The sequence below is a fragment of the Serratia ficaria genome, assembly GCF_900187015.1.
In the GTDB taxonomy this organism is placed as follows: domain Bacteria; phylum Pseudomonadota; class Gammaproteobacteria; order Enterobacterales; family Enterobacteriaceae; genus Serratia; species Serratia ficaria.
The window spans coordinates 794,973-820,576 of record NZ_LT906479.1 but is presented as its reverse complement, the minus strand read 5'-3'; the positions used below and the strand labels follow the sequence as shown (position 1 = coordinate 820,576).

The following is a 25,604-nucleotide window of genomic DNA, read 5'->3' as shown; positions in this document are numbered from 1 at the left end:
CCCGCCCCCTCAGATGCCTTGCCCCTTATTTCTCAGGAGTGCAACGTGGTCAAAAAATACCTGCCCTGCTTACTGCTGCTGTGCGCCGCGCCGGTTCTCGCCAAGCCGACGCTGACGGTCTATACCTACGATTCCTTCGCCGCCGACTGGGGCCCCGGCCCGGCGGTGAAAAAGGCCTTCGAGGCCGAATGCGGCTGCGCGTTGAAATTCGTCGCGCTGGAAGACGGCGTATCGCTGCTGAACCGCCTGCGCATGGAGGGCAAGAACAGCGCCGCCGACGTGGTGCTGGGCCTGGACAACAACCTGTTGCAGGCCGCCCGGCAAACCGGCCTGTTCGCGCCGAGCGGCGTCGATGTCGGCAAGCTGGCCGTACCGGGCGGCTGGCAGGATAAAACCTTCGTGCCTTACGACTACGGCTACTTCGCCTTCGTCTACAACAAGGACAAGCTGAAGAACCCGCCGAAAAGCCTGCAGGAACTGGTCAACAGCGATCAAGACTGGAAGGTGATCTATGAAGATCCGCGCACCAGTACGCCGGGTCTTGGCCTGCTGCTGTGGATGCAGAAGGTCTATGGCGACAAGGCGCCGGCGGCCTGGCAGCAGCTGGCGAAGAAAACCGTCACCGTCACCAAGGGCTGGAGCGAAGCCTACGGCCTGTTCCTGAAAGGCGAAGGCGACCTGGTGCTCAGCTACACCACCTCCCCGGCCTACCACCTGATTGAAGAGAAAAAAGACGGCTACGCCGCCGCCAACTTCAGCGAAGGCCATTATCTGCAGGTCGAGGTGGCGGGCAAGCTGAAGGCCAGCAAGCAGCCGGCGCTGGCGGAGCGTTTCCTGCAGTTTATGGTGACGCCGGCGTTCCAGAACAGCATTCCCACCGGCAACTGGATGTACCCGGCGATCAAAACCGCGCTGCCGGCCGGCTTTGAACAGATGATCGTTCCGCAGACCGCGCTGCAGTACAGCGCCGAAGAGGTGGCCAAGCAACGCGGCAGTTGGATCCGGGCATGGCAAACCGCCGTCAGCCAGTGATCCCCCGCTGGCTGTGGCCGGGGCTGCTGGCCGCCGCGTTGATGCTGACGCTGGCCGCGCTGGCGATGGGCTCGCTGTGGCGCCATGCGCCGGACAGCGACTGGCGCGCCCTGTGGCAGGACAGCTATCTGTGGCATGTGGTGCGCTTCACCTTCTGGCAGGCGCTGCTGTCGGCCTTGATCTCGGTGTTGCCGGCCATCCTGTTGGCGCGCGCGCTGTTCCGGCGCCGCTTCCCCGGCAGGCGGCTGCTGCTCAGGCTGTGCGCCATGACGCTGGTGCTGCCGGTGCTGGTGGCGGTATTCGGCCTGCTCAGCGTCTATGGCCGCCAGGGCTGGCTGGCGACGCTATGCGGCTGGCTGGGCCTCGATTACGGCTTCTCGCCCTACGGCCTGCAGGGCATTCTGCTGGCGCACATGTTCTTTAACCTGCCGCTGGCCAGCCGGTTGCTGCTGCAGGCGCTGGAAAACATCCCAGTCGAGCAGCGCCAGCTGGCGGCGCAGCTGGGCATGAACGGCTGGCAGCAGTTCCGCTTCGTCGAATGGCCGGCGCTGCGCCGCCAGATCCTGCCGAGCGGCGCGCTGATCTTCATGCTGTGCTTCGCCAGCTTCGCCACCGTGCTGTCGCTGGGCGGCGGGCCGCAGGCCACCACCATCGAGCTGGCCATCTACCAAGCGCTGAGCTACGACTACGATCTCAGCCGGGCCGCGCTGCTGGCGCTGATCCAACTGACATGCTGCCTGGGGTTGGTGTTGCTCAGCCAGCGGCTGAGCCAGGCGCTGCCGGTGGGCCATACCCATGCGCAGATCTGGCGCAACCCCGAAGACAGCCTGTGGCGGCGCGTCAGCGACGTGGTGCTGATCGCCGCCGCCCTGCTGCTGTTGCTGCCGCCGCTGCTGGCGGTCATGGTCGACGGCGTCAATCAGGCGATGCTCAGCGTGCTGCAACAGCAGCTGCTGTGGCAAGCGCTGTTCACTTCGCTGCGCATCGCGATCGGCGCCGGGCTGCTGTGCGTGGCGCTGACCATGATGCTGCTGTGGAGCAGCCGTGAGTTGAAGCTGCGGCAACGGCTGCGCGCGGGGCAACGGCTTGAGCTGAGCGGCATGGTGATCCTGGCGATGCCGGGCATCGTGCTGGCCACCGGCTTCTTCCTGCTGCTGAACGACACCGTCGGGCTGCCGCAGTCGCCCTATGCGCTGGTGATCCTCACCAATGCGCTGATGGCGGTGCCCTATGCGCTGAAGGTGCTGGAAAACCCGATGCGCGACCTGGCCGAACGCTATAATCCGCTGTGCCTGTCGCTGGACATACGCGGCTGGCGGCGGCTGCGCCTGATCGAACTGAAAGCGCTGCGCCGCCCGCTGTCGCAGGCGCTGGCCTTCGCCTGCGTACTGTCGATCGGCGATTTCGGCGTAGTCGCCTTGTTTGGCAACGAACATTTCCGTACCCTGCCGTTCTACCTGTATCAGCAGATTGGCGCCTACCGCAGCAACGATGGCGCGGTGACCGCGCTGTTGCTGCTGGGACTGTGCTTCCTGTTGTTTACCCTGATCGAACGCTTACCGGGCCGCGCTGCCCAATAGGTTTCAAGCTAAATGACAGGCAACCCACACCGCGGCGACTCGAAAGATGAAGAACCTATGCTGACGCTTGAAAAACTGACTTATCTGTATGAACACCTGCCGATGCGCTTTGATCTGCGCATCCAGCCGGGCGAGCGCGTCGCGGTGCTCGGGCCAAGCGGCGCGGGCAAAAGCACTCTGCTGAGCCTGATCGCCGGTTTTCTGCCGGCCGCCAGCGGCAGGCTGCTGCTCGACGGCGAGGAAAGCACCGCCACGCCGCCGGCCCAGCGGCCGGTGTCGATGCTGTTTCAGGAAAATAACCTGTTCGCCCACCTGACGGTGGCGCAGAACATCGGTCTGGGCCTCGATCCCGGCCTGCGGCTGAATGCCCAGCAGCAACGGCAGCTGGCGCAGATCGCCCGGCAGGTGGGATTGGAGGAACATCTGCCGCGCCTGCCGTCGCAGCTCTCCGGCGGCCAGCGGCAGCGCGCCGCGCTGGCGCGCTGCCTGATCCGCCAACGGCCGATCCTGCTGCTCGACGAGCCTTTCTCGGCGCTCGATCCGGCGCTGCGCAACGAAATGCTGCAGCTGCTGCAGGAAGTGTGTGAACAGCGCAATCTGACGCTGCTGATGGTGTCGCACAACCTGGACGACGCCGCGCGCATCGCGCCGCGCACGCTGCTGGTGGTCGACGGCCGCATTTACTACGACGGCCCGACGCAATCCCTGTTGGACGGCAGCTCGCCGGCAGCGCAGGTGCTGGGCATTTCGCATAAAGCGTGATCCGCCGCGCGTTTTTTATGCTGTGCAAATAAACCTGTTGTGCGAATTTTGCGCCTGTGTTTTTATAAAAACCTGACTTTTTTTACTGATGATAAGGTTCCCTGTGATCGCATCCTCGCTGACTTCGACCCTACTAGTTACCGCGCTACCAGCCGCGGTGGTCGTCGTGCGTGTGGTGGTGGTCGTCGGCAATGCGCCGTAGGGTCCGAATCAACGCATCGATTCCCAAACCCCGCCGGCGCAAACCGGGCGGGGTTTCTAGTTTTAGCCCCCTGCCCAGGAAAGCTCACCGGCCTTGAGAAAGGACAGGAACAATGGCAATTTCGGGCACGCCTCACCCAGGCAAACGCTTTACCGGCGCGCAGCTGATCGTTCATCTGCTGGAGCGTCAGGGCATCACCACCGTCGCCGGCATTCCCGGCGGCGCCGCGCTGCCGCTGTATGACGCGCTGAGCCAAAGCACCCGCATCCACCACGTGCTGGCGCGCCACGAACAGGGCGCGGGCTTTATGGCGCAGGGCATGGCGCGGGCCAACGGCAAAGCGGCGGTGTGCATCGCCTCCAGCGGGCCGGGCGCCACCAACCTGGTCACCGCCATCGCCGACGCCAAGCTCGATTCCATTCCGCTGGTGTGCATCACCGGCCAGGTGCCTTCCTCGATGATCGGCACCGACGCCTTCCAGGAAGTGGACACCTACGGCATCTCGATCCCGATCACCAAACATAACCATCTGGTGCGCGATATCCGCGAGCTGCCGCAGGTGATCTGCGACGCCTTCCGCATCGCCGAATCCGGCCGGCCTGGCCCGGTGTGGATCGATATTCCGAAAGACGTGCAGACCGCGGAGATTGAGCTGGACGAACTGCCGCCGATTGCGGTGCCCGATGCGGCGCCGGCCTTCGAACCGGCGCAGGTGGCGCAGGCCGCCGCCATGATCAACCGGGCCAAGCGCCCGATCCTCTACCTCGGCGGCGGCATTATCTGCGCTGAAGCCCACCAGCAGGCGCTGGAACTGGCGGAGCGCGCCAGCCTGCCCACCACCATGACGCTGATGGCGCTGGGCGCGATGCCGGTTGAACACCCGCTGTCGCTGGGCATGCTGGGGATGCATGCCGCGCGCAGCACCAACTTTATTCTGCAGGAGGCCGATCTGCTGATCGTGCTGGGCGCGCGCTTCGACGACCGGGCGATCGGCAAGACCGAACTGTTCTGCCCCAACGCCGCCATCATCCATGTGGATATCGACCGCGCCGAACTGGGCAAGGTGAAACAGGCCAATATCGCCATTCATGCCGACGTGGGTCAGGTATTGCGGCAGCTGCTGCCGCTGATCGAGACGCAGCCGCGCAGCGCGTGGCTGAACACCGTGAGCGACCTGAAGCGCGAGTTCCCGTTCAACATGCCGAACGCGGAAGATCCGCTGAGCCACTACGGGCTGGTGCAGGCCGCCGCGCGCTGCGTGGACGACAGCGCCATCATCACCACCGACGTGGGCCAGCATCAGATGTGGGTGGCGCAGGCTTATCCGCTGAGCCGACCGCGCCAATGGCTGACCTCCGGCGGTTTGGGCACCATGGGCTTCGGCCTGCCGGCGGCGATCGGCGCGGCGCTGGCCGAACCGCAGCGCAAGGTGCTGTGCTTCTCCGGCGACGGCAGCCTGATGATGAACATTCAGGAGATGGCCACCGCGGTCGAACAGGATCTGGACGTGAAAATCATCCTGATGAACAACCAGGCGTTAGGGCTGGTGCATCAGCAACAAACCCTGTTCTACCAGCAGCGCATCTTTGCCGCCGCCTATCCGAAGCGCACCGACTTCCTCAAGATCGCCGCCGGTTTCGGGCTGGATACCTGCGATCTGAACGCCGCGGAGGATCCGCAGGCCGCCCTGGCCGAGGCGATCCGCCGCCCGGGGCCATGCCTGATCCACGCGCTGATCGATATCAATGAAAAAGTGTTCCCGATGGTGCCGCCGGGCGCCGCCAACATCGACATGATTGGAGAATAAGCCATGCTGCAACAACAAGATAAACCACAGGTGATCCTGGAGCTGGCGGTACGAAACCATCCCGGCGTGATGTCGCACGTCTGCGGCCTGTTCGCCCGCCGCGCCTTCAACGTCGAGGGCATTCTGTGCATGCCGCTGAAAGACGGCCAGCAGAGCCGCATCTGGCTGCTGGTGGCCGACGATCAGCGGTTGGTGCAGATGATAAGCCAGGTCGAAAAGCTGGAGGACGTGCTGCAGGTGAAGCGCCACGGCGAGGACCTGCGGGTATTCGAACAGCTGGAGGCGTTCTTCCAGTAAAGCGAACGGGGGCAAACGCCCCCGTTGTCATTGCCCGGACAACACCTTCCACAGCAGATGCCGATACACCGGCATCAGCGGCTGTTGGCTCAGCAGGTAACAGCTGGCCAGCGCCGCCAGCCAGCTCAGCGAACAGGCCGCGCGCAGCCGCCCCGGCGACAGCCAGCGGCTCAGCCGATCGGCGCTGCGCTTGCCTTCGCGCCACCAGCGCCAGCTTAGCCAGGCGGCCAGCCAGAGCAGCATCGCCGCCGCAAACAGCAGCCATTTGAACATGGCGCTGTCGGCGCTGGTGGGAATGTCGATCGCCACGCCGGCCAGAATGCCGGGGAAGAAATAAACCGGCGGCCAGGTGATGCAGCCGATGACGTTCGGCAGGGCGAATTTGTACGGCGGCAGATCGAGCATGCCGGCCACCATCGGCACCAGCGGGCGCGTCGGGCCGACAAAGCGGCCAATCAGAATGGTGGCCATGCTGTGCTGATGCAGCGCGTGCTCGGTTTTGTCGAGCATCGCCTTGTTCTTCTTCAGAAATGACCAGCGGTGCAGCGGCCCCTTGAAGGCGCGGCCGATAAAATAGGAGATCCAGTCCCCCAGCAGACAACCGACGATACCGGCCGCCCAGGCGTAATAAAAATCCACCTGCCCGCTGCCGATCAGCGCACCGATGCTGGCCATCATCACCGTGCCGGGCAGCAGCAGCCCCACCAGCGCCAGCGACTCCAAAAATGCGACCAACATGACGACCATCAGGGTGAAAGCCAATGACTGGGTGATCAAATGTTGTAAATAGGCTTCCATTAAACCTCTGTTCGTTAGGCAAAGCGCACGGGCCGAGGATTGTCCGGTGCCGCCGGAGACGAGTCAATCGATGAATTGTATGCGTTTTTGGCAACGCCGCACAGCCGTGGACAACCCCTGTATAAAAACCCATACTATGATTCATCTATATTGGCATTAGCGCCAAAAACGACATCACGCTGAATGTCGCGCACGCCGCCCGGCGGAGAACGAAGGGGTTATGACAGCACTGCAACAGGGTTTCCTGCTCACTCGCCACTGGCGCGACACGCCCGCCGGCACCGAGGTTGAATTTTGGCTGGCGACCGACGCCGGGCCGCGGCAACTGCGCCTGCCGCCGCAGACCTCGGTGGCCTTTATTCCCGCGGAACAGCGCCGGCGCGCTGAGCCGTTGCTGCGCGAAGAGCGGCAGGTGGAGCTGAAGCCGCTGGCGTTGACGGATTTCCATCACCGCCCGATGATCGGGCTGTATTGTCGCCAGCACCGTCAGTTGATCAAGCTGGAAAAGCTGCTGAAAGAAGGCGGCGTCACGGTTTACGAAGCCGATGTCCGGCCGCCGGAACGCTACCTGATGGAGCGTTTCATCACCGCGCCGGTCTGGTTCAGCGGCCAGGCCAACGGCGGCGGCCCGTTGCTCAACGGCCAGATGAAGCCGGCGCCGGAATACCGCCCGGCGCTGAAGCTGGTGTCGCTGGATATCGAAACCACCGCCCACGGCGAACTCTATTCCATCGCGCTGGAAGGCTGCGGCCAGCGGCAGGTTTACATGCTGGGGCCGGCCAACGGCGGTGACGAAGCGCTGGATTTCGATCTGGAGTACTGCATCAGCCGCCCGCAAATGCTGGAACGGCTGAATCAGTGGCTGGAACGGCACGATCCCGACGCCATCATCGGCTGGAACCTGGTGCAGTTCGATCTGCGGGTGCTGCAAAAGCACGCCGAACGTTACCGGATCCCTCTGCGGCTGGGGCGCGGCGGCAACCTGCTGGAGTGGCGCGAGCATGGCTTCAAGCAGAATCACTTTTTCGCCTCCGCCGCCGGCCGGCTGATTATCGACGGCATCGAAGCGCTGAAATCCGCCACCTGGAACTTCCCCTCCTTCAGCCTGGAATACGTGGCGCAAGATTTGCTGGGCGAAGGCAAGTCGATCGATAACCCCTATCAGCGCATGGCGGAGATCGACCGGCGCTTCGCCGAAGACAAACCGGCTTTGGCCCGCTACAACCTGAAAGACTGCGAGCTGGTGACGCGCATTTTCGCCAAAACCGACCTGCTCAACTTCCTGCTGGAGCGCGCCACCGTCACCGGGCTGGCGGCCGATCGCAGCGGCGGCTCGGTGGCGGCGTTCAGCCATTTGTATATGCCGCGCATGCACCGGCTGGGCTTCGTGGCGCCCAACCTCGGCGAACAGCCGGAGGAGCACAGCCCCGGCGGCTTCGTGATGGATTCGCAGCCCGGCCTGTATGACTCGGTGCTGGTGCTCGATTACAAGAGCCTGTACCCGTCGATCATCCGCACCTTCCTGATCGATCCGGTCGGGCTGGCGGAAGGCATGCGCCATCCGGACGATGCCGATTCGGTGCCCGGCTTTCGCAACGCGCGCTTCTCGCGCAGCAAGCACTGCCTGCCGGCGATCGTCGAGCAGATCTGGCAGGGGCGCGAGACGGCCAAGCGCCAGCAAAACAAGGCGTTGTCCCAGGCGCTGAAGATCATCATGAATGCGCTGTACGGCGTGCTGGGATCGAGCGGCTGCCGCTTTTTCGATCCGCGGCTGGCGTCTTCCATCACCCTGCGCGGCCATGAGATCATGCGCCAGACCCGCGAACTGATCGAAGCCGAAGGCTATCAGGTGATCTACGGCGATACCGACTCCACCTTCGTCTGGTTGAAACAGCCGCACGATGAACGGCAGGCGGCGCAGATTGGCCGCGCGCTGGTGCAGCAGGTCAATCAGTGGTGGCAACGGCATCTGCAGCAGCAATACGGGCTGGAAAACGCGCTGGAGCTGGAGTTCGAAACCCACTACTCGCGCTTCCTGATGCCGACCATCCGCGGCGCCGAGCAGGGCAGCAAAAAACGCTACGCCGGCCTGGTAGCCCGCCCCGACGGCGGCGAAGAAATGGTGTATAAAGGACTGGAAACGGTGCGCACCGACTGGACGCCGCTGGCGCAGCAGTTCCAGCAGCAGCTGTATCAGCGCATCTTCAAACGCCAACCCTATCAGGACTACGTGCGCGACTACGTCAGCAAGACGCTGAACGGCGAGTTCGACCAGCAGCTGATTTACCGCAAGCGCCTGCGCAGAAAGCTGGACGAATACCAGCGCAACGTGCCGCCGCACGCCCGCGCCGCGCGCATCGCCGACGATTACAATCGCCGACAGGGGCGGCCGCTGCAGTACCAGAACGGCGGCTGGATCAGCTACGTAATGACCGTCGCCGGGCCGGAGCCGCTGGAAACGCGCCATTCGGCCATCGACTACCAACATTATCTGGAGCGCCAGCTGCAACCGGTGGCAGACGCTATACTCCCTTTTCTGCACGACGATTTCACCACGCTGGTCACCGGTCAGATGGGGCTGTTCTGAGATCGCGAAGGGTTAAGAAAAATCATCGGGTTTTGCAGGTGACGAACGCGCCGCCTTCCATTACCATAGCGCCCTTCCCAATTTCTGAATCACCCCCCGCGCCGTCCGACGACGATGGCATGGGAGCTATAGCTATTGCCCGCCGAATTAAAATAAATCGGGTTTAATACAGGTCGCTGCGCCGTAGCGACAGGACTTACTTACAAAGAATCGAGCCGACAATATATGCCTTTTACACTTGGTCAACGCTGGATCAGCGATACGGAAAGCGAATTAGGACTGGGAACCGTCGTGGCGCTGGATACGCGCATGATTACCCTGCTTTTCCCCGCCACCGGTGAAAACCGCCTCTACGCCAGAAACGATTCGCCGATCACCCGCGTGATGTTTAATCCGGGCGATACCATCAGCAGCCACGAGGGATGGCAGCTGCAGGTGGAAGAGGTCAAAGAGGATAACGGTCTGTTGACCTACATCGGCACCCGCCTGGACACGCAGGAAAGCGGCGTGGCGATGCGCGAAGTCTTGCTGGACAGCAAGCTGACCTTCAGCAAACCGCAGGATCGCCTGTTCGCCGGCCAGATAGACCGCATGGATCGCTTCGCCCTGCGCTTTCGCGCGCGCAAATACCAGAGCGAGCAATATCGCCTGCCGTTCGCCGGCCTGCGCGGCATGCGCGCCAGCCTGATCCCGCACCAGCTGCATATCGCCTACGAAGTCGGCCAGCGCCATGCGCCGCGCGTGCTGCTGGCGGATGAAGTCGGCCTGGGCAAAACCATCGAAGCCGGCATGATCATTCACCAGCAGCTGCTGGCCGGCCGCGCCGAACGCGTGCTGATCGTGGTGCCCGAAACCCTGCAGCACCAGTGGCTGGTCGAGATGATGCGCCGCTTCAACCTTTATTTCTCGCTGTTCGACGACAGCCGCTATGCCGAGGCCAAGCTCGACAGCAGCAACCCGTTCGAGACCGAACAGCTGGTGATCTGCTCGCTGGACTTCGTGCGCCGCAACAAGCAGCGCCTGGAAGAGCTGGCCGACGCCCAGTGGGACCTGCTGGTGGTCGACGAGGCCCACCACCTGGCCTGGAGCGAAGAAGCCCCAAGCCGCGAGTACCAGGTGATCGAACAACTGGCCGAGCACATTCCCGGCGTGCTGCTGCTGACCGCCACCCCGGAACAGCTTGGCCAGCAGAGCCACTTCGCCCGTCTGCGCCTGCTGGATCCGAACCGTTTCCACGACTATCACGAGTTCGTCGCCGAGCAGCAGAAGTACCGCCCGGTGGCCGACGCCGTCACCCTGTTGCTGAGCGGCGAGCGCCTGGCCGACGACAAACTGAACCTGCTGGGTGAGCTGATCGACGAACAGGACATCGAGCCGCTGCTGAAAGCCGCCAACAGCGACGGCGACAACGCCGAGCAGGCGCGCCAGGAGCTGGTGACCATGCTGATGGACCGCCACGGCACCAGCCGCGTGCTGTTCCGCAACACCCGTAACGGCGTGAAGGGCTTCCCGCACCGCAACCTGCATCAAATCAAGCTGCCGCTGCCGACCCAGTACCAGACCGCGATTAAAGTGTCCGGCATCATGGGCGCCAAGAAAACCGTCGAGGCGCGCGCGCGCGACATGCTGTACCCGGAGCAGATTTATCAGGAATTTGAGGGCGAAAACGCCACCTGGTGGAACTTCGACCCGCGCGTGGAGTGGCTGCTGGATTACCTGATCGCCAACCGCCACGAGAAAGTGCTGGTGATCTGCGCCAAGGCGGAAACCGCGCTGCAGCTGGAGCAGGTGCTGCGCGAGCGTGAAGCGATCCGCGCGGCGGTGTTCCACGAAGGGTTGTCGATCATCGAACGCGACCGCGCCGCCGCCTACTTCGCCTCCGAAGAGGAAGGCGCCCAGGTGCTGCTGTGCTCCGAGATCGGCTCCGAAGGCCGCAACTTCCAGTTCGCCAGCCAGCTGGTGATGTTCGATCTGCCGTTCAACCCGGATTTGCTGGAGCAGCGCATCGGCCGCCTGGACCGCATCGGCCAGATGCACGATATCCAGATCATGGTGCCGTACCTGGAAAATACCGCGCAGGCGGTGCTGGGGCGCTGGTTCCACGAAGGGCTGGACGCCTTCGAACACACCTGCCCGACCGGCCGCACCATCTACGACAGCAGCTATGAGCAGCTGATCGGGTATCTGGCTTCGCCGACCGAACAGGAAGGGCTGGACGAATTCATCCACGCCTGCCGCCAGCAGCACGACCAGCTGAAAGCGCAGCTGGAGCAGGGCCGCGACCGCCTGCTGGAGATGCATTCCAACGGCGGCGATAAAGCCCAGGCGCTGGCGGAAGCCATCGCCGCGCAGGATAACGACGTCAACCTGGTGGGCTTCGCGCTCAACCTGTTCGACATCGTCGGCATCAACCAGGACGATCGCAGCGATAACCTGATCGTGCTGACGCCGTCCGACCATATGCTGGTGCCGGACTTCCCGGGCCTGCCGCAGGACGGCTGCACCGTGACCTTCGACCGCGATCAGGCGCTGTCGCGCGAAGACGCGCAGTTCGTCAGTTGGGAACACCCGATTATCCGCAACGGGCTGGATCTGATCCTGTCCGGCGATACCGGCAGCTGCGCGGTATCCCTGTTGAAAAACAAGGCGCTGCCGGTCGGCACCCTGCTGGTTGAGCTGGTGTACGTGGTGGAGGCGCAGGCGCCGAAACACCTGCAGCTGACCCGCTTCCTGCCGCCGACGCCGATCCGCATGCTGATGGATCGCAAAGGCACCAACCTGGCGGCGCAGGTGGAGTTCGAAAGCTTCAACCGCCAGCTCAACGCGGTCAACCGCCACACCTCCAGCAAGCTGGTCAATGCGGTGCAGCAGGACGTGCACGCCATGCTGCAGCAGGCGGAAGGCCTGGTCGAAGCGCAGGCTCGCCAGCTTATCGAGCAGGCGAAACAGGAAGCGGACGACAAGCTGAGCACCGAACTGGCGCGGCTGGAAGCGCTGAAGGCGGTCAACCCGAACATCCGCGACGACGAAGTCGAAGCGCTGGAGTTCAACCGCCGTCAGGTGCTGGCCAACCTCAACGAAGCCGGCTGGCGTCTCGACGCCATTCGTCTGGTGGTGGTCACCCACCAGTAACCGGCGCGACGCGGGGAGCCACGGCTCCCCGTTCAGCCCCTTTAGCGGAGCCGAGATGGAACCCTACAATCCCCCGCAGGACCCGATGCACATCCTGTATCAGGATGAGCACATCATGGTGGTCAACAAGCCCAGCGGCCTGCTGTCGGTGCCCGGCCGGGCGCCGGAGAACAAAGACAGCCTGATGACGCGCATTCAGGCCGATTTTCCGGCCGCCGAGTCGGTGCATCGGTTGGACATGGCCACCAGCGGGGTGATCGTGGTGGCGTTGAACAAGCCCGCCGAACGCGAGCTGAAGCGCCAGTTCCGCGAACGCGAGCCGAAGAAGTGCTATATCGCCCGCGTCTGGGGGCATCTGGAACAGGATGAGGGACTGGTGGATTTGCCGCTGATCTGCGACTGGCCGAACCGGCCGCTGCAGAAAGTGTGCTTCGACACCGGCAAGGCGGCGCAAACGGAATATCGCGTGCTGTCGCGCGACGCCGACGGCAGCACGCGAGTACAGCTGACGCCGATCACCGGCCGCTCTCACCAGCTGCGGGTGCATATGCTGGCGCTGGGGCATCCGATCCTCGGCGACGGTTTCTACGCGCCTCCCGAAGCCAAAGCGATGGCGCCGCGGCTGCAGCTGCACGCGCAGGAGCTGCGCATCACCCACCCCGCCTTCCAGACGCCGATGCATTTTCGCGCCGAGCCGGATTTCTGAGCTCATCGCCAACGAATACCTTAAATAATTCGAGTTGCAGGAAGACGGCAACTAAGCGCAGCCCCGGGAGCGTACAAAAAGTACGTGACCGGGGTAAGCGCAGGCAGCCAACACACCTGCGGCTCGAAGTATGACGGCGCTATCCCCCTGGGGTTATTTGAAGCCTTTCTCGCGTTTGATCAGATCGTATGCCGCCTGGATCTCCTGCGCTTTTTGCTTGGCCATCTCCATCATTTGCGGCGGCAGGCCTTTCGCCACCAGCTTGTCCGGATGATGTTCGCTCATCAGCTTGCGGTAAGCGCGCTTGATGGTGGCGGCGTCGTCGCCGCTGCTGACGCCCAGCACCTTGCAGGCATCCTCCAGCGTCGGCCCGCGCTGCGCCTGCTGGTAGCCGCCCTGCCGACCGCCGCCGAACTGGCGCCCGCCCTCCATCATGCTGAGGAACTGATCGAACTGCGCATGCGAGATGCCCAGCTCCTCGGCGATCACGTAGAGTACCTGGCGCTCGTTCGGATGCAATGAGCCGTCGGCGAACGCCGCCTGGATCTGGATTTCCAGAAACATCCGAATCAGGTCGAAACGGCCGAAACAGATGCTGCGGAACTGCTGCAGCGTCTCTCTCAGCGGAAACTGGCTCTGCTTGCCTTCACGAAACGCCTGCTGCGCCGCGGTGCGCGCCTCGCCATGCAGCTGCAGGCGATCCATAAACAGGCTGGCGATCTGAATATCCGCCTCGGTAACACGCCCTTTCGATTTGGTCAGGTGACCCATCACCTGAAAAGTGGTGCGGAAAAACAGCGTTTGCCGCGTTTGCTGGTCGGCGAAGAAACCCCGGCTGCGCTTATTGCCGCGCGCAGTATCGATCATATGACCGACAATCAGCCCCAAAACTACACCCCAGAATCCCGCGCCAGACCAAATGGCGACGATGACCCCGAGCAGTTTTCCCCAATACTGCATATACTCCTCAATTATCATGCCGAAAGCCGCACTATCCCTTCCGTCTTAGGTAAGGGTTAAGGCGATTTTTCCCAGGATTTGGATTATCATACCTGTCATTTATCTTTGCGCCTAACGACGACGCAAGTAAACGGCAGGATTTAACACTAGCGCAACGCAGATGAGTGATATAGTCTCTGACCGTTTGCCGGACATGACGCCTCTGATGACGGAACACCAAAACCGCGTATGAAAAAAAGTTTCCCAACACTGCTGGCCACAATGATTTGGACGGCACTCTACAGTCAGCACGCGCTGGCTGATCTGGCCGAGCAATGCATGCTTGGCGTCCCCGTTTACGACAAACCCTTGGTCAGCGGCGATCCCAACAGCCTGCCGGTCACCATCAATGCCGACGATTCGCGCACTGATTACCCGAAAAGCGCGCTGTTCACCGGCAACGTCAACATCGAGCAGGGCAACAGCACCCTGACCGCCAAGCAGGTGGAACTGAACCAGACGCAGGATCCGGGGCAGGCCGATCCGGTGCGCACCGTGACCGCCACCGGCGACGTGCACTACAGCGACAATCAAATCAAACTGAAGGGCCCGAAAGCCTGGTCGAACCTGAACACCAAAGATACCGATGTCTATGAGGGCGACTACCAGATGGTCGGCCGTCAGGGGCGCGGCGACGCCGATAAAATGAAAATGCGCGGCGCCAATCGTTACACCATTCTGGAAAACGGCACCTTTACCTCCTGCCTGCCGGGTGACGACAGCTGGAGCGTGGTCGGGTCCGAAGTGATCCACGACCGCGAAGAACAGGTGGCGGAAGTGTGGAACGCCCGCTTCCGCATCGGCGGCGTGCCGGTATTCTACAGCCCGTATCTGCAGCTGCCGGTCGGCGACAAGCGTCGCTCCGGCTTCCTGATCCCGAACGCCAAATACGGCAGCAACAATGGCTTTGAGTTCATGTTGCCGTACTACTGGAACATCGCGCCGAACTTCGACGCCACCATCACGCCGCACTATATGTCGAAGCGCGGGCTGCAGTGGCAGAACGAGTTCCGCTACCTGGTGCAGCCGGGCCTTGGCCTGATGGAGTTCGACTGGCTGCCGGACGATAAGGAATACAGCAAGGACAACCCCGACGACAGCACCCGCTGGCTGTTCTACTGGAACCACAACGGGGTGATGGATCAGGTGTGGCGCTTCAACGTCGACTACACCAAGGTCAGCGATTCCAAATACTTTACCGATCTGGATTCCAAATACGGCTCCACCACCGACGGCTACTCGACGCAGAAGTTCAGCCTCGGCTACGCCAACGAAAACTGGGACGCCACCCTCAGCTCCAAGCAGTTCCAGATCTACGACGATACCGACCGCACCCAGTCGGATTCTTACAAGGTACAGCCGCAGCTGGACCTGAACTATTATAAAAACGACCTGGGCCCGTTCGATTTCCGCATTTACGGTCAGGCGGCCAAGTTCACCAGCGTCAACCCATACAGCCCGGACGCCACCCGTCTGCATATGGAGCCGACGCTCAGCCTGCCGCTGACCAACGGCTGGGCCAGCCTGAACACCGAAGCCAAGCTGCTGGCGACCCATTATCAGCAGGATATTCCCGACGGTTTCGCCGCCAACTACCAGAGCCGCAAAGGCAGCGCCGCGCCGGATCTCGATGATTCGGTCAACCGCGTGCTGCCGCAGTTCAAGGTCGACGGCAAGCTGGTGTTCGAACGGCCGATGATCTGGTCGGAAGGCGCCACGCAAACGCTGGAACCGCGCGTGCAGTACCTGTACGTGCCGTACCGCGACCAGAGCAACATCTATACCTACGACACCACGCTGCTGCAGACCGACTACTCCGGCCTGTTCCGCGACCGCACCTACAGCGGCCTGGATCGCATCGCTTCGCAGAACCGCGTGTCCACCGGTTTGACCACCCGAATTTATGATGACGCCCTGGTTGAACGTTTTAACGCTTCCGTGGGTCAAATCTACTACTTCAGCCGTTCACGCACCGGCGACCAGACGACGGGTTACGACAACAACGATGATACCGGCAGCCTGGCCTGGGCTGGCGATACCTATTGGAAGCTCGACGATCGTTGGGGCCTGCGCGGCGGTCTGCAGTATGATACGCGCCTGAACAGCGTTTCATTGGGCAACGGCGTGCTGGAGTACCGTCAGGATTCGGAACGCGTGGTGCAGTTGAACTACCGCTACGCCACGCCGGAATATATCGAGACGGCGCTGAACACCAAGTCGGTGCCGGCCTATCAGGACGGTATTTCTCAGGTGGGCATCACCGGCAGTTGGCCAATCGCCGATCGCTGGGCGGTGGTGGGCGCGTATTACTACGACACCCGCGCCAAGCAGTCCGCCGATCAGCTGCTGGGAGTGAAGTACAACACCTGCTGCTGGGCGGTGACCCTGGGCTATGAGCGCAAGATCACCGACTGGAACGACAGCAACAATAGCAGCGTTTACGACAACAAAGTTTCATTCAACATCGAACTGCGCGGCCTGAGCAGCAACCAGAGCCTCGGCTCTGAGGAAATGCTGCGATCCGGCATTCTGCCGTACCAGCGTGGGTTCTGATACTTTGTAACACTTTGAAAACGAGAACTTTCACCCGCATTTGCGGATTACATAATGGGAAATGTATGAAAAACTGGAGAACGCTTATTCTCGGATTGGTGGTTTGCGCCAATGCCGCGTTCGCAGCACCCCAAGAAGTGGATAAAGTCGCCGCCGTCGTGGATAACGGCGTGGTACTCGAGAGCGACGTCAACAGTCTGTTGCAGTCGGTGAAACTCAACGCGCAACAGGCCGGCCAGCAACTGCCGGACGACAATACGCTGCGTCACCAGATCCTTGAGCGTCTGATCATGGATAACATCCAGCTGCAGATGGCCAAGAAAATGGGCATCAACGTTTCCGATGCCGATCTGGACAAAGCGATCGGTAACATCGCCGCGCAAAACAAAATGAGCGTCGATCAGCTGCGCAGCCGCCTGTCTTACGACGGCCTGAACTACAACACCTATCGCGCGCAGATCCGCAAAGAAATGCTGATCACCGAAGTGCGCAACAACGAAGTGCGCCGCCGCGTGACCATCCTGCCGCAGGAAGTGGACGCGCTGGCGAAGCAGGTTGGCGCCCAGAACGGCAGCGATACCGAAATGAACATCAGCCACATCCTGATCCCGCTGCCGGAGAACCCGTCGCAGCAGCAGGTTGACGAAGCCGAAACGCTGGCGAAGCGCCTGATGGGCGAGATCAACAGCGGCGCCGACTTCGGCAAGCTGGCGATCACCTATTCGGCCGACTCGCAGGCGCTGAAAGGCGGCAACATGGGCTGGGGCAAGCTGCAGGAGATCCCTACCCTGTTCGCCGAACGCCTGGTCAGCGCCAAAAAAGGCGACGTCGTCGGCCCTATCCGTTCCGGCGTCGGCTTCCACATTCTGAAGGTGAACGACATCCGCGGCGCCAGCCAGTCGGTTTCCGTCACCGAAGTGCACGCCCGCCACATCCTGCTGAAACCTTCGGTGGTGATGACCGACGATCAGGCGCGCGCCAAGCTGGAAAGCGTGGCGCAGGAGATCAAGAGCGGCCGCGCCAAGTTTGCCGATGAAGCCAAACAGCTGTCTCAGGATCCGGGCTCTGCCCTGCAGGGCGGCGATCTGGGCTGGGCTTCGCCAGACATCTATGATCCGGCGTTCCGCGACGCGCTGCTGAAGCTGAGCAAGGGCGAAATCAGCGCACCGGTTCACTCTTCCTTCGGCTGGCATCTGATCCAACTGGTCGATACCCGCCAGGTGGACAAAACCGACGCCGCGCAGAAAGATCGCGCGTACCGCATGCTGTTCAACCGCAAGTTTGCCGAAGAAGCGCAGACCTGGATGCAGGAACAACGCGCCCAGTCCTACGTGAAGATCCTCGATGGCAGCAATGCACAGCAATAAACGCATCGTCATTACCCCCGGCGAACCCGCCGGGGTGGGGCCGGATTTGGTGGCGGCGCTGGCGCAACAGGATTGGCCTGTTGAGCTGGTGGTGTGCGCGGATCCGGCCTTGTTGCTTGCCAGGGCCCGCCAACTGGGCCTGCCGCTGACGCTGCGCGACTACCAGCCGCAGCAGCCGGCTCAGCCGCAGCGCGCCGGCACGCTGACGGTGCTGCCGGTGGCCACCGCGCAACCGGTGGTCGCGGGCGAGCTGAACGTCGGCAACAGCGCCTACGTGGTGGAAACCCTGGCGCGCGCCTGCGACGGCTGCCTGAACGGCGAATTCGCCGCGCTGATCACCGGCCCGGTGAACAAGGGCGTGATCAACGACGCCGGCGTGCCTTTTATCGGCCATACCGAATTCTTTGCCGATCGCAGCCATTGCGATCGGGTGGTGATGATGCTGGCGACCGAAGAGCTGCGCGTGGCGCTGGCGACCACCCACCTGCCGCTGCTGGCGGTGCCGGGCGCCATTACCCGCCAAAGCCTGTTCGAAGTCATCCGCATTCTCGATAACGATCTGAAAACCAAATTTGGCATCCCCCAGCCGCAGATTTACGTTTGCGGGCTGAACCCGCATGCCGGGGAAGGCGGCCACATGGGGCGCGAAGAGATAGACACCATCACGCCGGCGCTCGAGGCGCTGCGCACCGAAGGCATCCATCTGATCGGCCCGCTGCCGGCGGACACCCTGTTCCAGCCCAAGTATCTGCAACATGCCGATGCGGTGCTGGCGATGTATCACGATCAGGGTCTGCCGGTGCTAAAATACCAGGGGTTCGGCCGTGCGGTGAATATCACCCTCGGTTTACCTTTTATTCGCACCTCGGTCGACCACGGCACCGCTCTGGAACTGGCCGGCACCGGCACCGCCGATGCCGGCAGTTTCAAAACGGCCTTGAATCTCGCCATTAAAATGATAATTAATTGTAATGAATAACAGAGTCCACCAAGGGCACTTTGCCCGCAAACGCTTTGGACAAAACTTTTTAACCGATCAGTTTGTCATCGATAGCATAGTCTCCGCCATTCACCCGCAGCCGGGCGAAGCGGTCGTGGAGATCGGCCCCGGCCTGGGCGCATTGACCGAGCCGGTCGGCGCGCGCATGGACCGCATGACGGTGATTGAGCTGGACCGCGATCTGGCGGCCCGCCTGGCCAACCACCCGCAGCTGAAGGACAAGCTGACCATTCACCAGCAGGACGCCATGACGGTGAATTTCGCCGAAATGGCCGAGCAGGCTGGCCAACCGCTGCGCGTATTTGGTAACCTGCCGTACAATATTTCGACGCCGCTGATGTTCCACCTTTTCAGCTATACTCAGGCAATCCGCGACATGCACTTCATGTTGCAGAAAGAGGTGGTCAACCGTCTGGTTGCCGGCCCGAACAGCAAGGCCTACGGGCGTTTGACCGTGATGGCGCAGTACTACTGCAACGTCATCCCGGTGCTGGAAGTGCCGCCAACCTCATTCACCCCGGCGCCGAAAGTCGATTCCGCCGTGGTGCGCCTGGTGCCGCACAGCGTGATGCCGAACCCGGTGGGCGACGTGCGCATGCTGAGCCGCATTACGACTCAGGCATTCAACCAGCGTCGGAAAACCATCCGCAACAGCCTGGGCGATCTGTTTACTCCGGAACAGCTGACGGAGTTGGGCATTGATCCTTCGCTCAGAGCAGAGAATATTTCTGTGGCGCAGTACTGCAAGCTGGCGAACTGGCTGTCAGCCAATCCCGCGCCGCAGCAATAAGGAGTTGTTGTCATGATTGATTCGCCCCGTGTATGTATCCAGGTTCAGAGCGTCTATGTGGAATCACAGTCGATACCTGAAGAAGAACGCTATGTCTTCGCCTATACCATCACCATCCGCAACCTGGGGCGTTTCAACGTGCAGCTGCTGGGCCGTTACTGGCTGATCACCAACAGCAACGGTCGCCAGACCGAAGTTCAGGGTGAAGGCGTGGTCGGCGAGCAGCCGCTCATTCCGCCCGGCGGCGAATTCCAATACACCAGCGGCGCCATTCTCGAAACGCCGCTGGGCACCATGGAAGGCCATTACGAAATGGTTGACCACCAGGGTCAGCCGTTCCGCACCGCTATTCCCGTGTTCCGCTTAGCTATTCCAACGCTGATCCATTAATTATGTCGACATACCTTATCGGCGACGTTCACGGCTGTTTCGATGAACTGCAGTCGCTGTTGGCCCAGGTTTCTTTCGATCCCGAGCGCGATCGGCTGTGGCTGACCGGCGATCTGGTGGCCCGCGGCCCCGGTTCGCTGGACGTGCTGCGCTACGTGCGTTCGCTCGGCCCGGCGGTGCGCATGGTGCTGGGCAATCACGATCTGCATCTGCTGGCGGTCTACGCCGGCATCAGCCGCAACAAACCCAAAGATCGCATCACGCCGCTGCTGGAAGCGCCGGACGCCGATGAGCTGATCAACTGGCTGCGCCGCCAACCGGTGCTGCAGGTGGATGATGAGCTGAAGCTGGTGATGGCGCACGCCGGCATTACGCCGCAGTGGGATATCGAGACCGCCAGGATCTGCGCGCGCGAAGTGGAAGCGGTGCTGAGCAGCGACAGCTACCCGCTGTTCCTCGACGCCATGTACGGCGATATGCCGAACAACTGGTCGCCGGAACTGAGCGGCCTGGCCCGCCTGCGCTTCAGCACCAACGCCCTGACCCGCATGCGCTACTGCTTCCCCAACGGCCAGCTGGACATGATCTGCAAAGATGCGCCGGGCACTGCGCCCGCGCCGCTGAAGCCGTGGTTCGAATTGCCGCGCCGGGTGGATGCCGAGTACAGCATCATCTTCGGCCACTGGGCGTCGCTGGAGGGCAAAGGCACGCCTGAAGGCATCATCGGCCTGGATACCGGCTGCTGCTGGGGCGGGGATCTGACCATGCTGCGCTGGGAAGACCGCCGTTACTTTACCCAGCCCGCCAACCGCGGCGAAATGCCCGACAGCACCGCCCGCCTGGTCGCATCCTGACGATTGAGGCGGCCGCCCGGCCGCCTCAATCACGCATTACGCCCCAATCACCCCGCCGTCTTCACGCGTGATCATCAGTACCGATGAACGCGGGCGCGGGCTGTTGTGCGGAAAATGGGAATCCCCCTCCTCGCCCGGATGCTGCACGTTGACGAACATCGTTTTATAGTCCGGCGCAAAGGTGATGCCGGTCAGCTCGCAGGATTTCGGGCCGACCATAAAGCGGCGAATCTCCCCGCTCTGCGGGTCGCCCACCAGCATCTGGTTGTTGCCCTGGCCGGCGTAATCGCCCTGGTTGCTGTACTTGCCGTCGGTCAGGATCCACAGGCGGCCGGCCTGATCGAAGCCCAGCCCGTCCGGGCTGTTGAAGGTGTTTTCCGCAGTGATGTTCGGCGTGCCGCGGTTGACCCCTTCCGGGTGGGCGATCGGGTTGCCGCACAGCGCGTAGATATCCCAGGCGAAGCTCTCCGCCGTGGCGTCGCCGCCTTCGTCCCAGCGGATGATCTGGCCATAAACGTTGTTCGGCCGCGGGTTGGCGGCGTTGAGCGGCATCCCTGCCTCGCCGCGCTTGCTGTTGTTGGTCAGGGTGCAATAGGCGCGCCCGTCATGCGGGTTCACCGCGATCCATTCCGGGCGATCCATCTTGGTGGCGCCCACCTGCGCCGCCGCCTTGCGGGCGAAGATCAGCACCTCCGCCGCATCGCGAAAGCCGTTCTCCGGCGTCAGGCCGTTCTTGCCGAACTCCAGCGCAATCCAGCGCCCGGTGCCCTTCAGCGGCGTGCCGCCGGCGTCGCCGTCGAATTGCGCCACGTACAGGGTGCCTTCGTCCAGCAGGCTGCGGTTGTTAGCCGGGTTGGCGGCGTCCACCACGCCTTTGGAAACGTATTTATAGATATGTTCGCCGCGCTCGTCATCGCCCATGTACACCACCAGGCGGCCGTCTTTGGCCAGGGTAACCGCGGCGTTCTCATGCTTGAAACGGCCCAGCGCGGTGTGTTTGATCGGTGTCGACGTCGGGTTCAACGGATCGATTTCCACGATCCAGCCGTGGCGGTTGAATTCGTTCGGGTTCTTCGCCACGTCGAAACGCTCGTCGTAATCCGGCCAGTTGCGCTCCGGCTCGCTGACCTTCAGCGTATAACGCTGCTGCTCCGGCGTGGTCTGGTAATCGGCCTGATGCGTGCCGAAATAGGTGTCGAAGTTCTCTTCGCAGGTCAGATAGGTGCCCCACGGCGTTTTGCCGTTGGCGCAGTTACCGAAGGTGCCCAGTACCTTGCGCCCGCTCGGATCGGCGGCGGTCTGCAGCAGCGGATGGCCGGCGGCCGGGCCGCTGAAGCGCATTTCGCTGTTGGCGGTAATGCGGCGGTTATAGCGTGAAGGGCGCTCCACCTCCCAACGCTGGCCGTCGCCGATGCGCTTCACCGCCACGATGGAAACGCCGTGCGCCGCCTGTGACTTGCGCACGTCCTCCAGGCTGGTGGCCTTGGCGCCGCCGTGGGCGAACAGGTATTGTTCGTTGACGTATTCGTTGTTGATGGCCATCACGCCGTGGTGGTCATCGATCGGGAAGAAGCTCATGCCGTCGTTGTTGTCGCCAAACTGTTTTTCCTGATCGGCGGCGCTGTTGTTGCCCTGCGGATCGAAGGCGGGAGCGCCATCCACCAGCGGCTCTCCCCAGGAGATCAGCACCTCGGCGCGGTAGCCCGGCGCAATCGCCACCTCGTCGGCGGTGGAGGCGGCGATGCCCTTGAAACCGAGCAGCCTGTTGGGCGGCAGATCTTCGGCCAACGCCTCGGCGGATACCGTCCAGATGCCGCCGCCGAGAAAACCGGCCAGGCCAACCGCCCCGGCGCTGCCGAGCAGCAGCTTACGGCGGGCGGGATCCTTCAGGCGGTCGGCGTCTAATTGCTCAATGTGGGTCGTCATGGCTTTGCTTCCTTTTATGAATGGCGCCGCGATCGAAATTCACCAGAGTTGCCGGGGCGCTCAGAGTTGGGCTTCATACTAATCAGGAAGTGTGACGAAAATGTTACGGCAGGCGGGAACGGCAACGACAAAGGGCGCAATCTCTTGCGCCCTCAGGAAGATCAGGTTAACGCCCGAACGTCAGCGGCGTTCCAGGATCTCGAAACAATAGCTGTGAGAATTCAGCTCGTCCGCGTCGTGGAACTCACTGAATGAGGTTTCCCATTCATCCGGCTCATAATCCGGGAAATGCGTGTCGCCGCCGACTTCGGCGTCGATATGCGTCAGGTACATGCGGTTGGCGCGCGCCAGGAACTGGGTGTAAATGCGCCCGCCGCCCATCACCATCACTTCTTCCACCTCGCCGGCCGCGGCCAGCGCTTCGTCCAGCGAAGTGGCCCAGGTCACCCCGGTCTCGCTGCCCGCACGGCTGCTCAGGACGATGTTATGGCGGCCCGGCAGCGGGCGGCCAATAGATTCGAAGGTCTTGCGGCCCATAATGACCGGCTTATTCAACGTGTTACGTTTAAACCACGCCAGGTCCGCCGGCAGGTGCCAGGGCATGGCGTTTTCCATGCCAATAACGCGATCCGCCGCCAAGGCAGCGATCAGGCTGATAATCATTGTTTAACCCTGTGTAGGCAGCAAAATTGCTCACACTATACGTAAAGGCCTATCTGCCGTCGATAGGCTAATCAAGCAAGATGAATATATAAGATAGCTCTTATCAGTATATCTAATAACCAGCAATCGATTGCCGTTGCCGTTACACGCCGGGGCGTTTTCGGTACAGCCACAGCCCCGGCAACGACAGGCCAATCGACAGTGCGCCGACGATAAAACTGGCCTTCAGAAAGTGGGTGATCATGGTCTCCATCAGGGCTTCGCTGTAGCCCAGATGCGAGATTTCCACCACCGTGATCATCGCGGTATAGGCGGAAATGCCGGGGAACATCGGGATCACCGCCGCCACGGTAAACACCTTCGGGTGCGCCAGCAGCCAGCGCGACCAGTAGATGCCGATGATGCCGATCAACATCGCCGCCAGCAGCGACGCCCACTCGATGTTCATGCCGGCGTGCATCATCAGCATGCGCGAACCGCGGCCCACCGCGCCGAGCAGCGCGCAGTAGCGCAGCGCGCGCACCGGCACGTTGAACACCATGGCGAAACCCAGCGCCGGCACCGCCGCCAGCAGCATCTCCTGCAGCAGGGCCCACGGCAGGTTCATGACCACCCCCGCAAGTTCCACAGCGACATCGCCATCACCACGCCGATGCAGGTGGCCAGCGTCAGCAGGCTGGCCATCGCCCAACGGGCCAGCCCGGTATTCACATGGCCTTTGAACATATCCGCCACCGCGTTGATCAACGGGAAGCCCGGCACCAGCAACAATATGCTGGCGGCCATCGCCACGCTGGAGGTTGCGCCGAAAGCCGGCAGGCGCAGCAGCAATCCCGACAGCGAGGTGGCGACAAACGCCGTCAGGCAAAAGTTGATCAGCGGATTCATATGGCGCGCGGTGAGCATTTGGCGCACCAGCATCGCCGCGCCGCTAGCGATGAAGGTCACCAGAAAGGCGTCGCCGCCGCCGCCGTTGAGCATGCTGAAGCAGCCGCAGGACAAGCCCACCATCAGCACCACCAGCCAGCGCGGGTAGCGCAGCGGGCGGAGCCTATCAAAGCGCCGGGCTACGTCATGCGCATCGGCCAGGCGGTGTTCGGCCAAGATCACGATGTGCTGCACCTCGGTCACCATTTGCATATTGATGCCGCGGTCGACGTTCTTGCGGGTGGTGGTCAGGCAGGCGCCGTGGCTGAGAGTGGTCAGCACCACCGCGTTGGCCGAGATGGAGCTTTCCACGCTGTCCATCCCCAGCGCCAACCCCAGCCGGGTCGACAGTTGCTCCACCACCGTGCTTTCAGCGCCGTGCTGCAGCAACAGCAACGCGCACTGGATGCACAGCCGGGTGATTTCTCTCTGTTGCCGGTGCGGCTCCGGCAGATCTGTCGCCTGAATTTGCTGCATAATGCTCCGTGGTTAGCCCTGAGTGAAGATTCATCATAGTGCCAAAGATTACCTCATTGGGTTGATGCGCATCAGGGGAAGCGGCGTTATTATCACCTCCATCACGCCTTTTTCGCAGAGACGCCAACCATGCTTGAAACTTCGCTGTTCGTCGCCGGCATCGCCACCCTGGGCATGCTGTCACCCGGCCCGGATTTTTTCCTGGTGATCAAGAACGCCGCCCGCTATCCGCGCCTGGCGGCGATGATGACCGCTTTCGGCGTGATCTGCGGCGTCGCCACCCATATGTCCTACTGCGTCGCCGGTCTGGCGGTGGTGATCACCACCACGCCGTGGTTGTTCAACCTGCTGAAATACGCCGGGGCGGTCTACCTGATTTGGGTCGGCATTCAGGCGCTGCTGTCGCGTGGCGGCAGCAAGATGAACGTCGGCAATCTGCCGCGCCAACAGGTCAGCCTGAAGAGCGCCTTTGTGCAGGGTTACCTGTGCAATCTGCTGAACCCGAAGGCCACGCTGTTCTTCCTGGCGGTATTTACCCAGGTGCTGCAGATCGATTCCGGTTTGGGGGAGAAGCTGTGGTACGCAGGGATTATTCTCGGCCTGTCCGCCGTTTGGTGGCCGGTGCTGGTGTTCCTGATCCAGAGCGGGCCGGTGCGCCGCGGGTTGGAGAAGACGCAGAAGATAGTCGACAAGCTGCTGGGCGGCATGTTGATCGCGCTGGGCATCAAGGTCGCGCTAAGTTAAGCAAAAAAATG

22 protein-coding genes are annotated in these 25,604 nt (G+C 62.2%); 16 read left to right on the top strand and 6 right to left on the bottom strand.

The window, feature by feature from the left end:
* Positions 1-45: 45 nt before the first annotated feature.
* The 6 genes from thiB (at position 46) to ilvN (ending at position 5,680) form a co-directional block, all read left to right on the top strand.
* Complete coding sequence (thiB, locus tag CKW09_RS03805; RefSeq protein WP_095095728.1) at positions 46-1,032, top strand: thiamine ABC transporter substrate binding subunit; 987 nt, start codon at positions 46-48, stop codon at positions 1,030-1,032.
* Positions 1,008-2,612 carry a thiamine/thiamine pyrophosphate ABC transporter permease ThiP gene (gene thiP, locus CKW09_RS03800; protein WP_061795074.1) on the top strand — a complete coding sequence of 535 codons (1,605 nt, stop codon included), beginning with the start codon at positions 1,008-1,010 and terminating at the stop codon, positions 2,610-2,612. Before thiB ends, thiP begins: the two co-directional genes overlap by 25 nt.
* 57 nt (positions 2,613-2,669) lie before the next feature.
* Positions 2,670-3,374, top strand: coding sequence for a thiamine ABC transporter ATP-binding protein ThiQ (gene thiQ, locus CKW09_RS03795; RefSeq protein WP_095095725.1), 705 nt, complete (start codon positions 2,670-2,672; stop codon positions 3,372-3,374).
* A gap of 88 nt (positions 3,375-3,462) precedes the next feature.
* Positions 3,463-3,576, top strand: a complete 114-nt coding sequence (gene ivbL, locus CKW09_RS24450) for an ilvB operon leader peptide IvbL (protein ID WP_154747116.1) — start codon at positions 3,463-3,465, stop codon at positions 3,574-3,576.
* A gap of 112 nt (positions 3,577-3,688) precedes the next feature.
* Positions 3,689-5,383 carry an acetolactate synthase large subunit gene (gene ilvB / locus CKW09_RS03790; protein WP_061794941.1) on the top strand — a complete coding sequence of 565 codons (1,695 nt, stop codon included), beginning with the start codon at positions 3,689-3,691 and terminating at the stop codon, positions 5,381-5,383.
* Between the two features lie 3 nt (positions 5,384-5,386).
* A complete protein-coding gene (gene ilvN, locus CKW09_RS03785; protein WP_061794940.1) occupies positions 5,387-5,680 on the top strand; it encodes an acetolactate synthase small subunit in 294 nt (97 codons plus the stop codon).
* A 27-nt stretch (positions 5,681-5,707) separates the two neighbouring features.
* Here ilvN and CKW09_RS03780 read toward each other — a convergent pair whose 3' ends face one another.
* A complete protein-coding gene (locus CKW09_RS03780; protein WP_095095722.1) occupies positions 5,708-6,478 on the bottom strand; it encodes a DedA family protein in 771 nt (256 codons plus the stop codon).
* A 220-nt stretch (positions 6,479-6,698) separates the two neighbouring features.
* On the opposite strand from CKW09_RS03780, the gene CKW09_RS03775 reads away from it, so the two are divergent.
* From CKW09_RS03775 to rluA, 3 genes are all read left to right on the top strand, one after another.
* Complete coding sequence (locus CKW09_RS03775) at positions 6,699-9,065, top strand: DNA polymerase II (protein ID WP_095095718.1); 2,367 nt, start codon at positions 6,699-6,701, stop codon at positions 9,063-9,065.
* A gap of 225 nt (positions 9,066-9,290) precedes the next feature.
* A complete protein-coding gene (rapA, locus tag CKW09_RS03770; protein WP_095095716.1) occupies positions 9,291-12,197 on the top strand; it encodes an RNA polymerase-associated protein RapA in 2,907 nt (968 codons plus the stop codon).
* Between the two features lie 55 nt (positions 12,198-12,252).
* The gene (gene rluA, locus CKW09_RS03765) at positions 12,253-12,903 is read left to right on the top strand and encodes a bifunctional tRNA pseudouridine(32) synthase/23S rRNA pseudouridine(746) synthase RluA (RefSeq protein ID WP_061794936.1); all 651 of its coding nucleotides are present in this window, start codon (positions 12,253-12,255) and stop codon (positions 12,901-12,903) included.
* Between the two features lie 153 nt (positions 12,904-13,056).
* On the opposite strand, the gene djlA is transcribed toward rluA, so the two are convergent.
* On the bottom strand, positions 13,057-13,863 hold the full coding sequence (gene djlA, locus CKW09_RS03760) for a co-chaperone DjlA (protein WP_095099998.1): 807 nt from the start codon (positions 13,861-13,863) through the stop codon (positions 13,057-13,059).
* Between the two features lie 228 nt (positions 13,864-14,091).
* Here djlA and lptD point away from each other — a divergent pair, with 228 nt between their 5' ends.
* From lptD to apaH, 6 genes are all read left to right on the top strand, one after another.
* The gene (gene lptD / locus CKW09_RS03755; protein ID WP_061794934.1) at positions 14,092-16,455 is read left to right on the top strand and encodes an LPS assembly protein LptD; all 2,364 of its coding nucleotides are present in this window, start codon (positions 14,092-14,094) and stop codon (positions 16,453-16,455) included.
* A gap of 65 nt (positions 16,456-16,520) precedes the next feature.
* Positions 16,521-17,822 carry a peptidylprolyl isomerase SurA gene (surA, locus tag CKW09_RS03750; protein WP_061794933.1) on the top strand — a complete coding sequence of 434 codons (1,302 nt, stop codon included), beginning with the start codon at positions 16,521-16,523 and terminating at the stop codon, positions 17,820-17,822.
* Positions 17,809-18,801 (top strand): 4-hydroxythreonine-4-phosphate dehydrogenase PdxA, encoded by a 993-nt coding sequence (pdxA, locus tag CKW09_RS03745; protein WP_061794932.1) that lies wholly within the window; start codon positions 17,809-17,811, stop codon positions 18,799-18,801. The genes surA and pdxA overlap by 14 nt, the downstream gene beginning before the upstream one ends.
* Positions 18,794-19,612: a 16S rRNA (adenine(1518)-N(6)/adenine(1519)-N(6))-dimethyltransferase RsmA gene (gene rsmA / locus CKW09_RS03740; protein ID WP_061794931.1), complete on the top strand. Its 819-nt coding sequence runs from the start codon at positions 18,794-18,796 to the stop codon at positions 19,610-19,612. Before pdxA ends, rsmA begins: the two co-directional genes overlap by 8 nt.
* A 12-nt stretch (positions 19,613-19,624) precedes the next feature.
* A complete protein-coding gene (gene apaG / locus CKW09_RS03735; RefSeq protein WP_061794930.1) occupies positions 19,625-20,002 on the top strand; it encodes a Co2+/Mg2+ efflux protein ApaG in 378 nt (125 codons plus the stop codon).
* A gap of 2 nt (positions 20,003-20,004) precedes the next feature.
* Positions 20,005-20,856, top strand: a complete 852-nt coding sequence (gene apaH, locus CKW09_RS03730; RefSeq protein ID WP_061794929.1) for a bis(5'-nucleosyl)-tetraphosphatase (symmetrical) ApaH — start codon at positions 20,005-20,007, stop codon at positions 20,854-20,856.
* Positions 20,857-20,892: 36 nt separating this feature from the next.
* On the opposite strand, the gene CKW09_RS03725 is transcribed toward apaH, so the two are convergent.
* The 4 genes from CKW09_RS03725 to CKW09_RS03710 all read right to left on the bottom strand — a co-directional run bounded on the left by CKW09_RS03725 (position 20,893) and on the right by CKW09_RS03710 (position 24,849).
* Positions 20,893-22,782, bottom strand: coding sequence for a PhoX family protein (locus tag CKW09_RS03725; protein ID WP_095095713.1), 1,890 nt, complete (start codon positions 22,780-22,782; stop codon positions 20,893-20,895).
* Between the two features lie 180 nt (positions 22,783-22,962).
* Positions 22,963-23,445 carry a type 3 dihydrofolate reductase gene (gene folA, locus CKW09_RS03720; RefSeq protein WP_061794927.1) on the bottom strand — a complete coding sequence of 161 codons (483 nt, stop codon included), beginning with the start codon at positions 23,443-23,445 and terminating at the stop codon, positions 22,963-22,965.
* 142 nt (positions 23,446-23,587) lie between these two features.
* Entirely contained in the window at positions 23,588-24,052 is a 465-nt protein-coding gene (locus CKW09_RS03715; RefSeq protein ID WP_061794926.1) for a threonine/serine exporter, read from the bottom strand.
* Entirely contained in the window at positions 24,049-24,849 is an 801-nt protein-coding gene (locus CKW09_RS03710; RefSeq protein WP_061794925.1) for a threonine/serine exporter family protein, read from the bottom strand. The genes CKW09_RS03715 and CKW09_RS03710 overlap by 4 nt, the downstream gene beginning before the upstream one ends.
* 129 nt (positions 24,850-24,978) lie before the next feature.
* Here CKW09_RS03710 and CKW09_RS03705 point away from each other — a divergent pair, with 129 nt between their 5' ends.
* On the top strand, positions 24,979-25,593 hold the full coding sequence (locus tag CKW09_RS03705) for a LysE family translocator (RefSeq protein WP_061794924.1): 615 nt from the start codon (positions 24,979-24,981) through the stop codon (positions 25,591-25,593).
* The last annotated feature ends 11 nt before the right edge of the window (positions 25,594-25,604 follow it).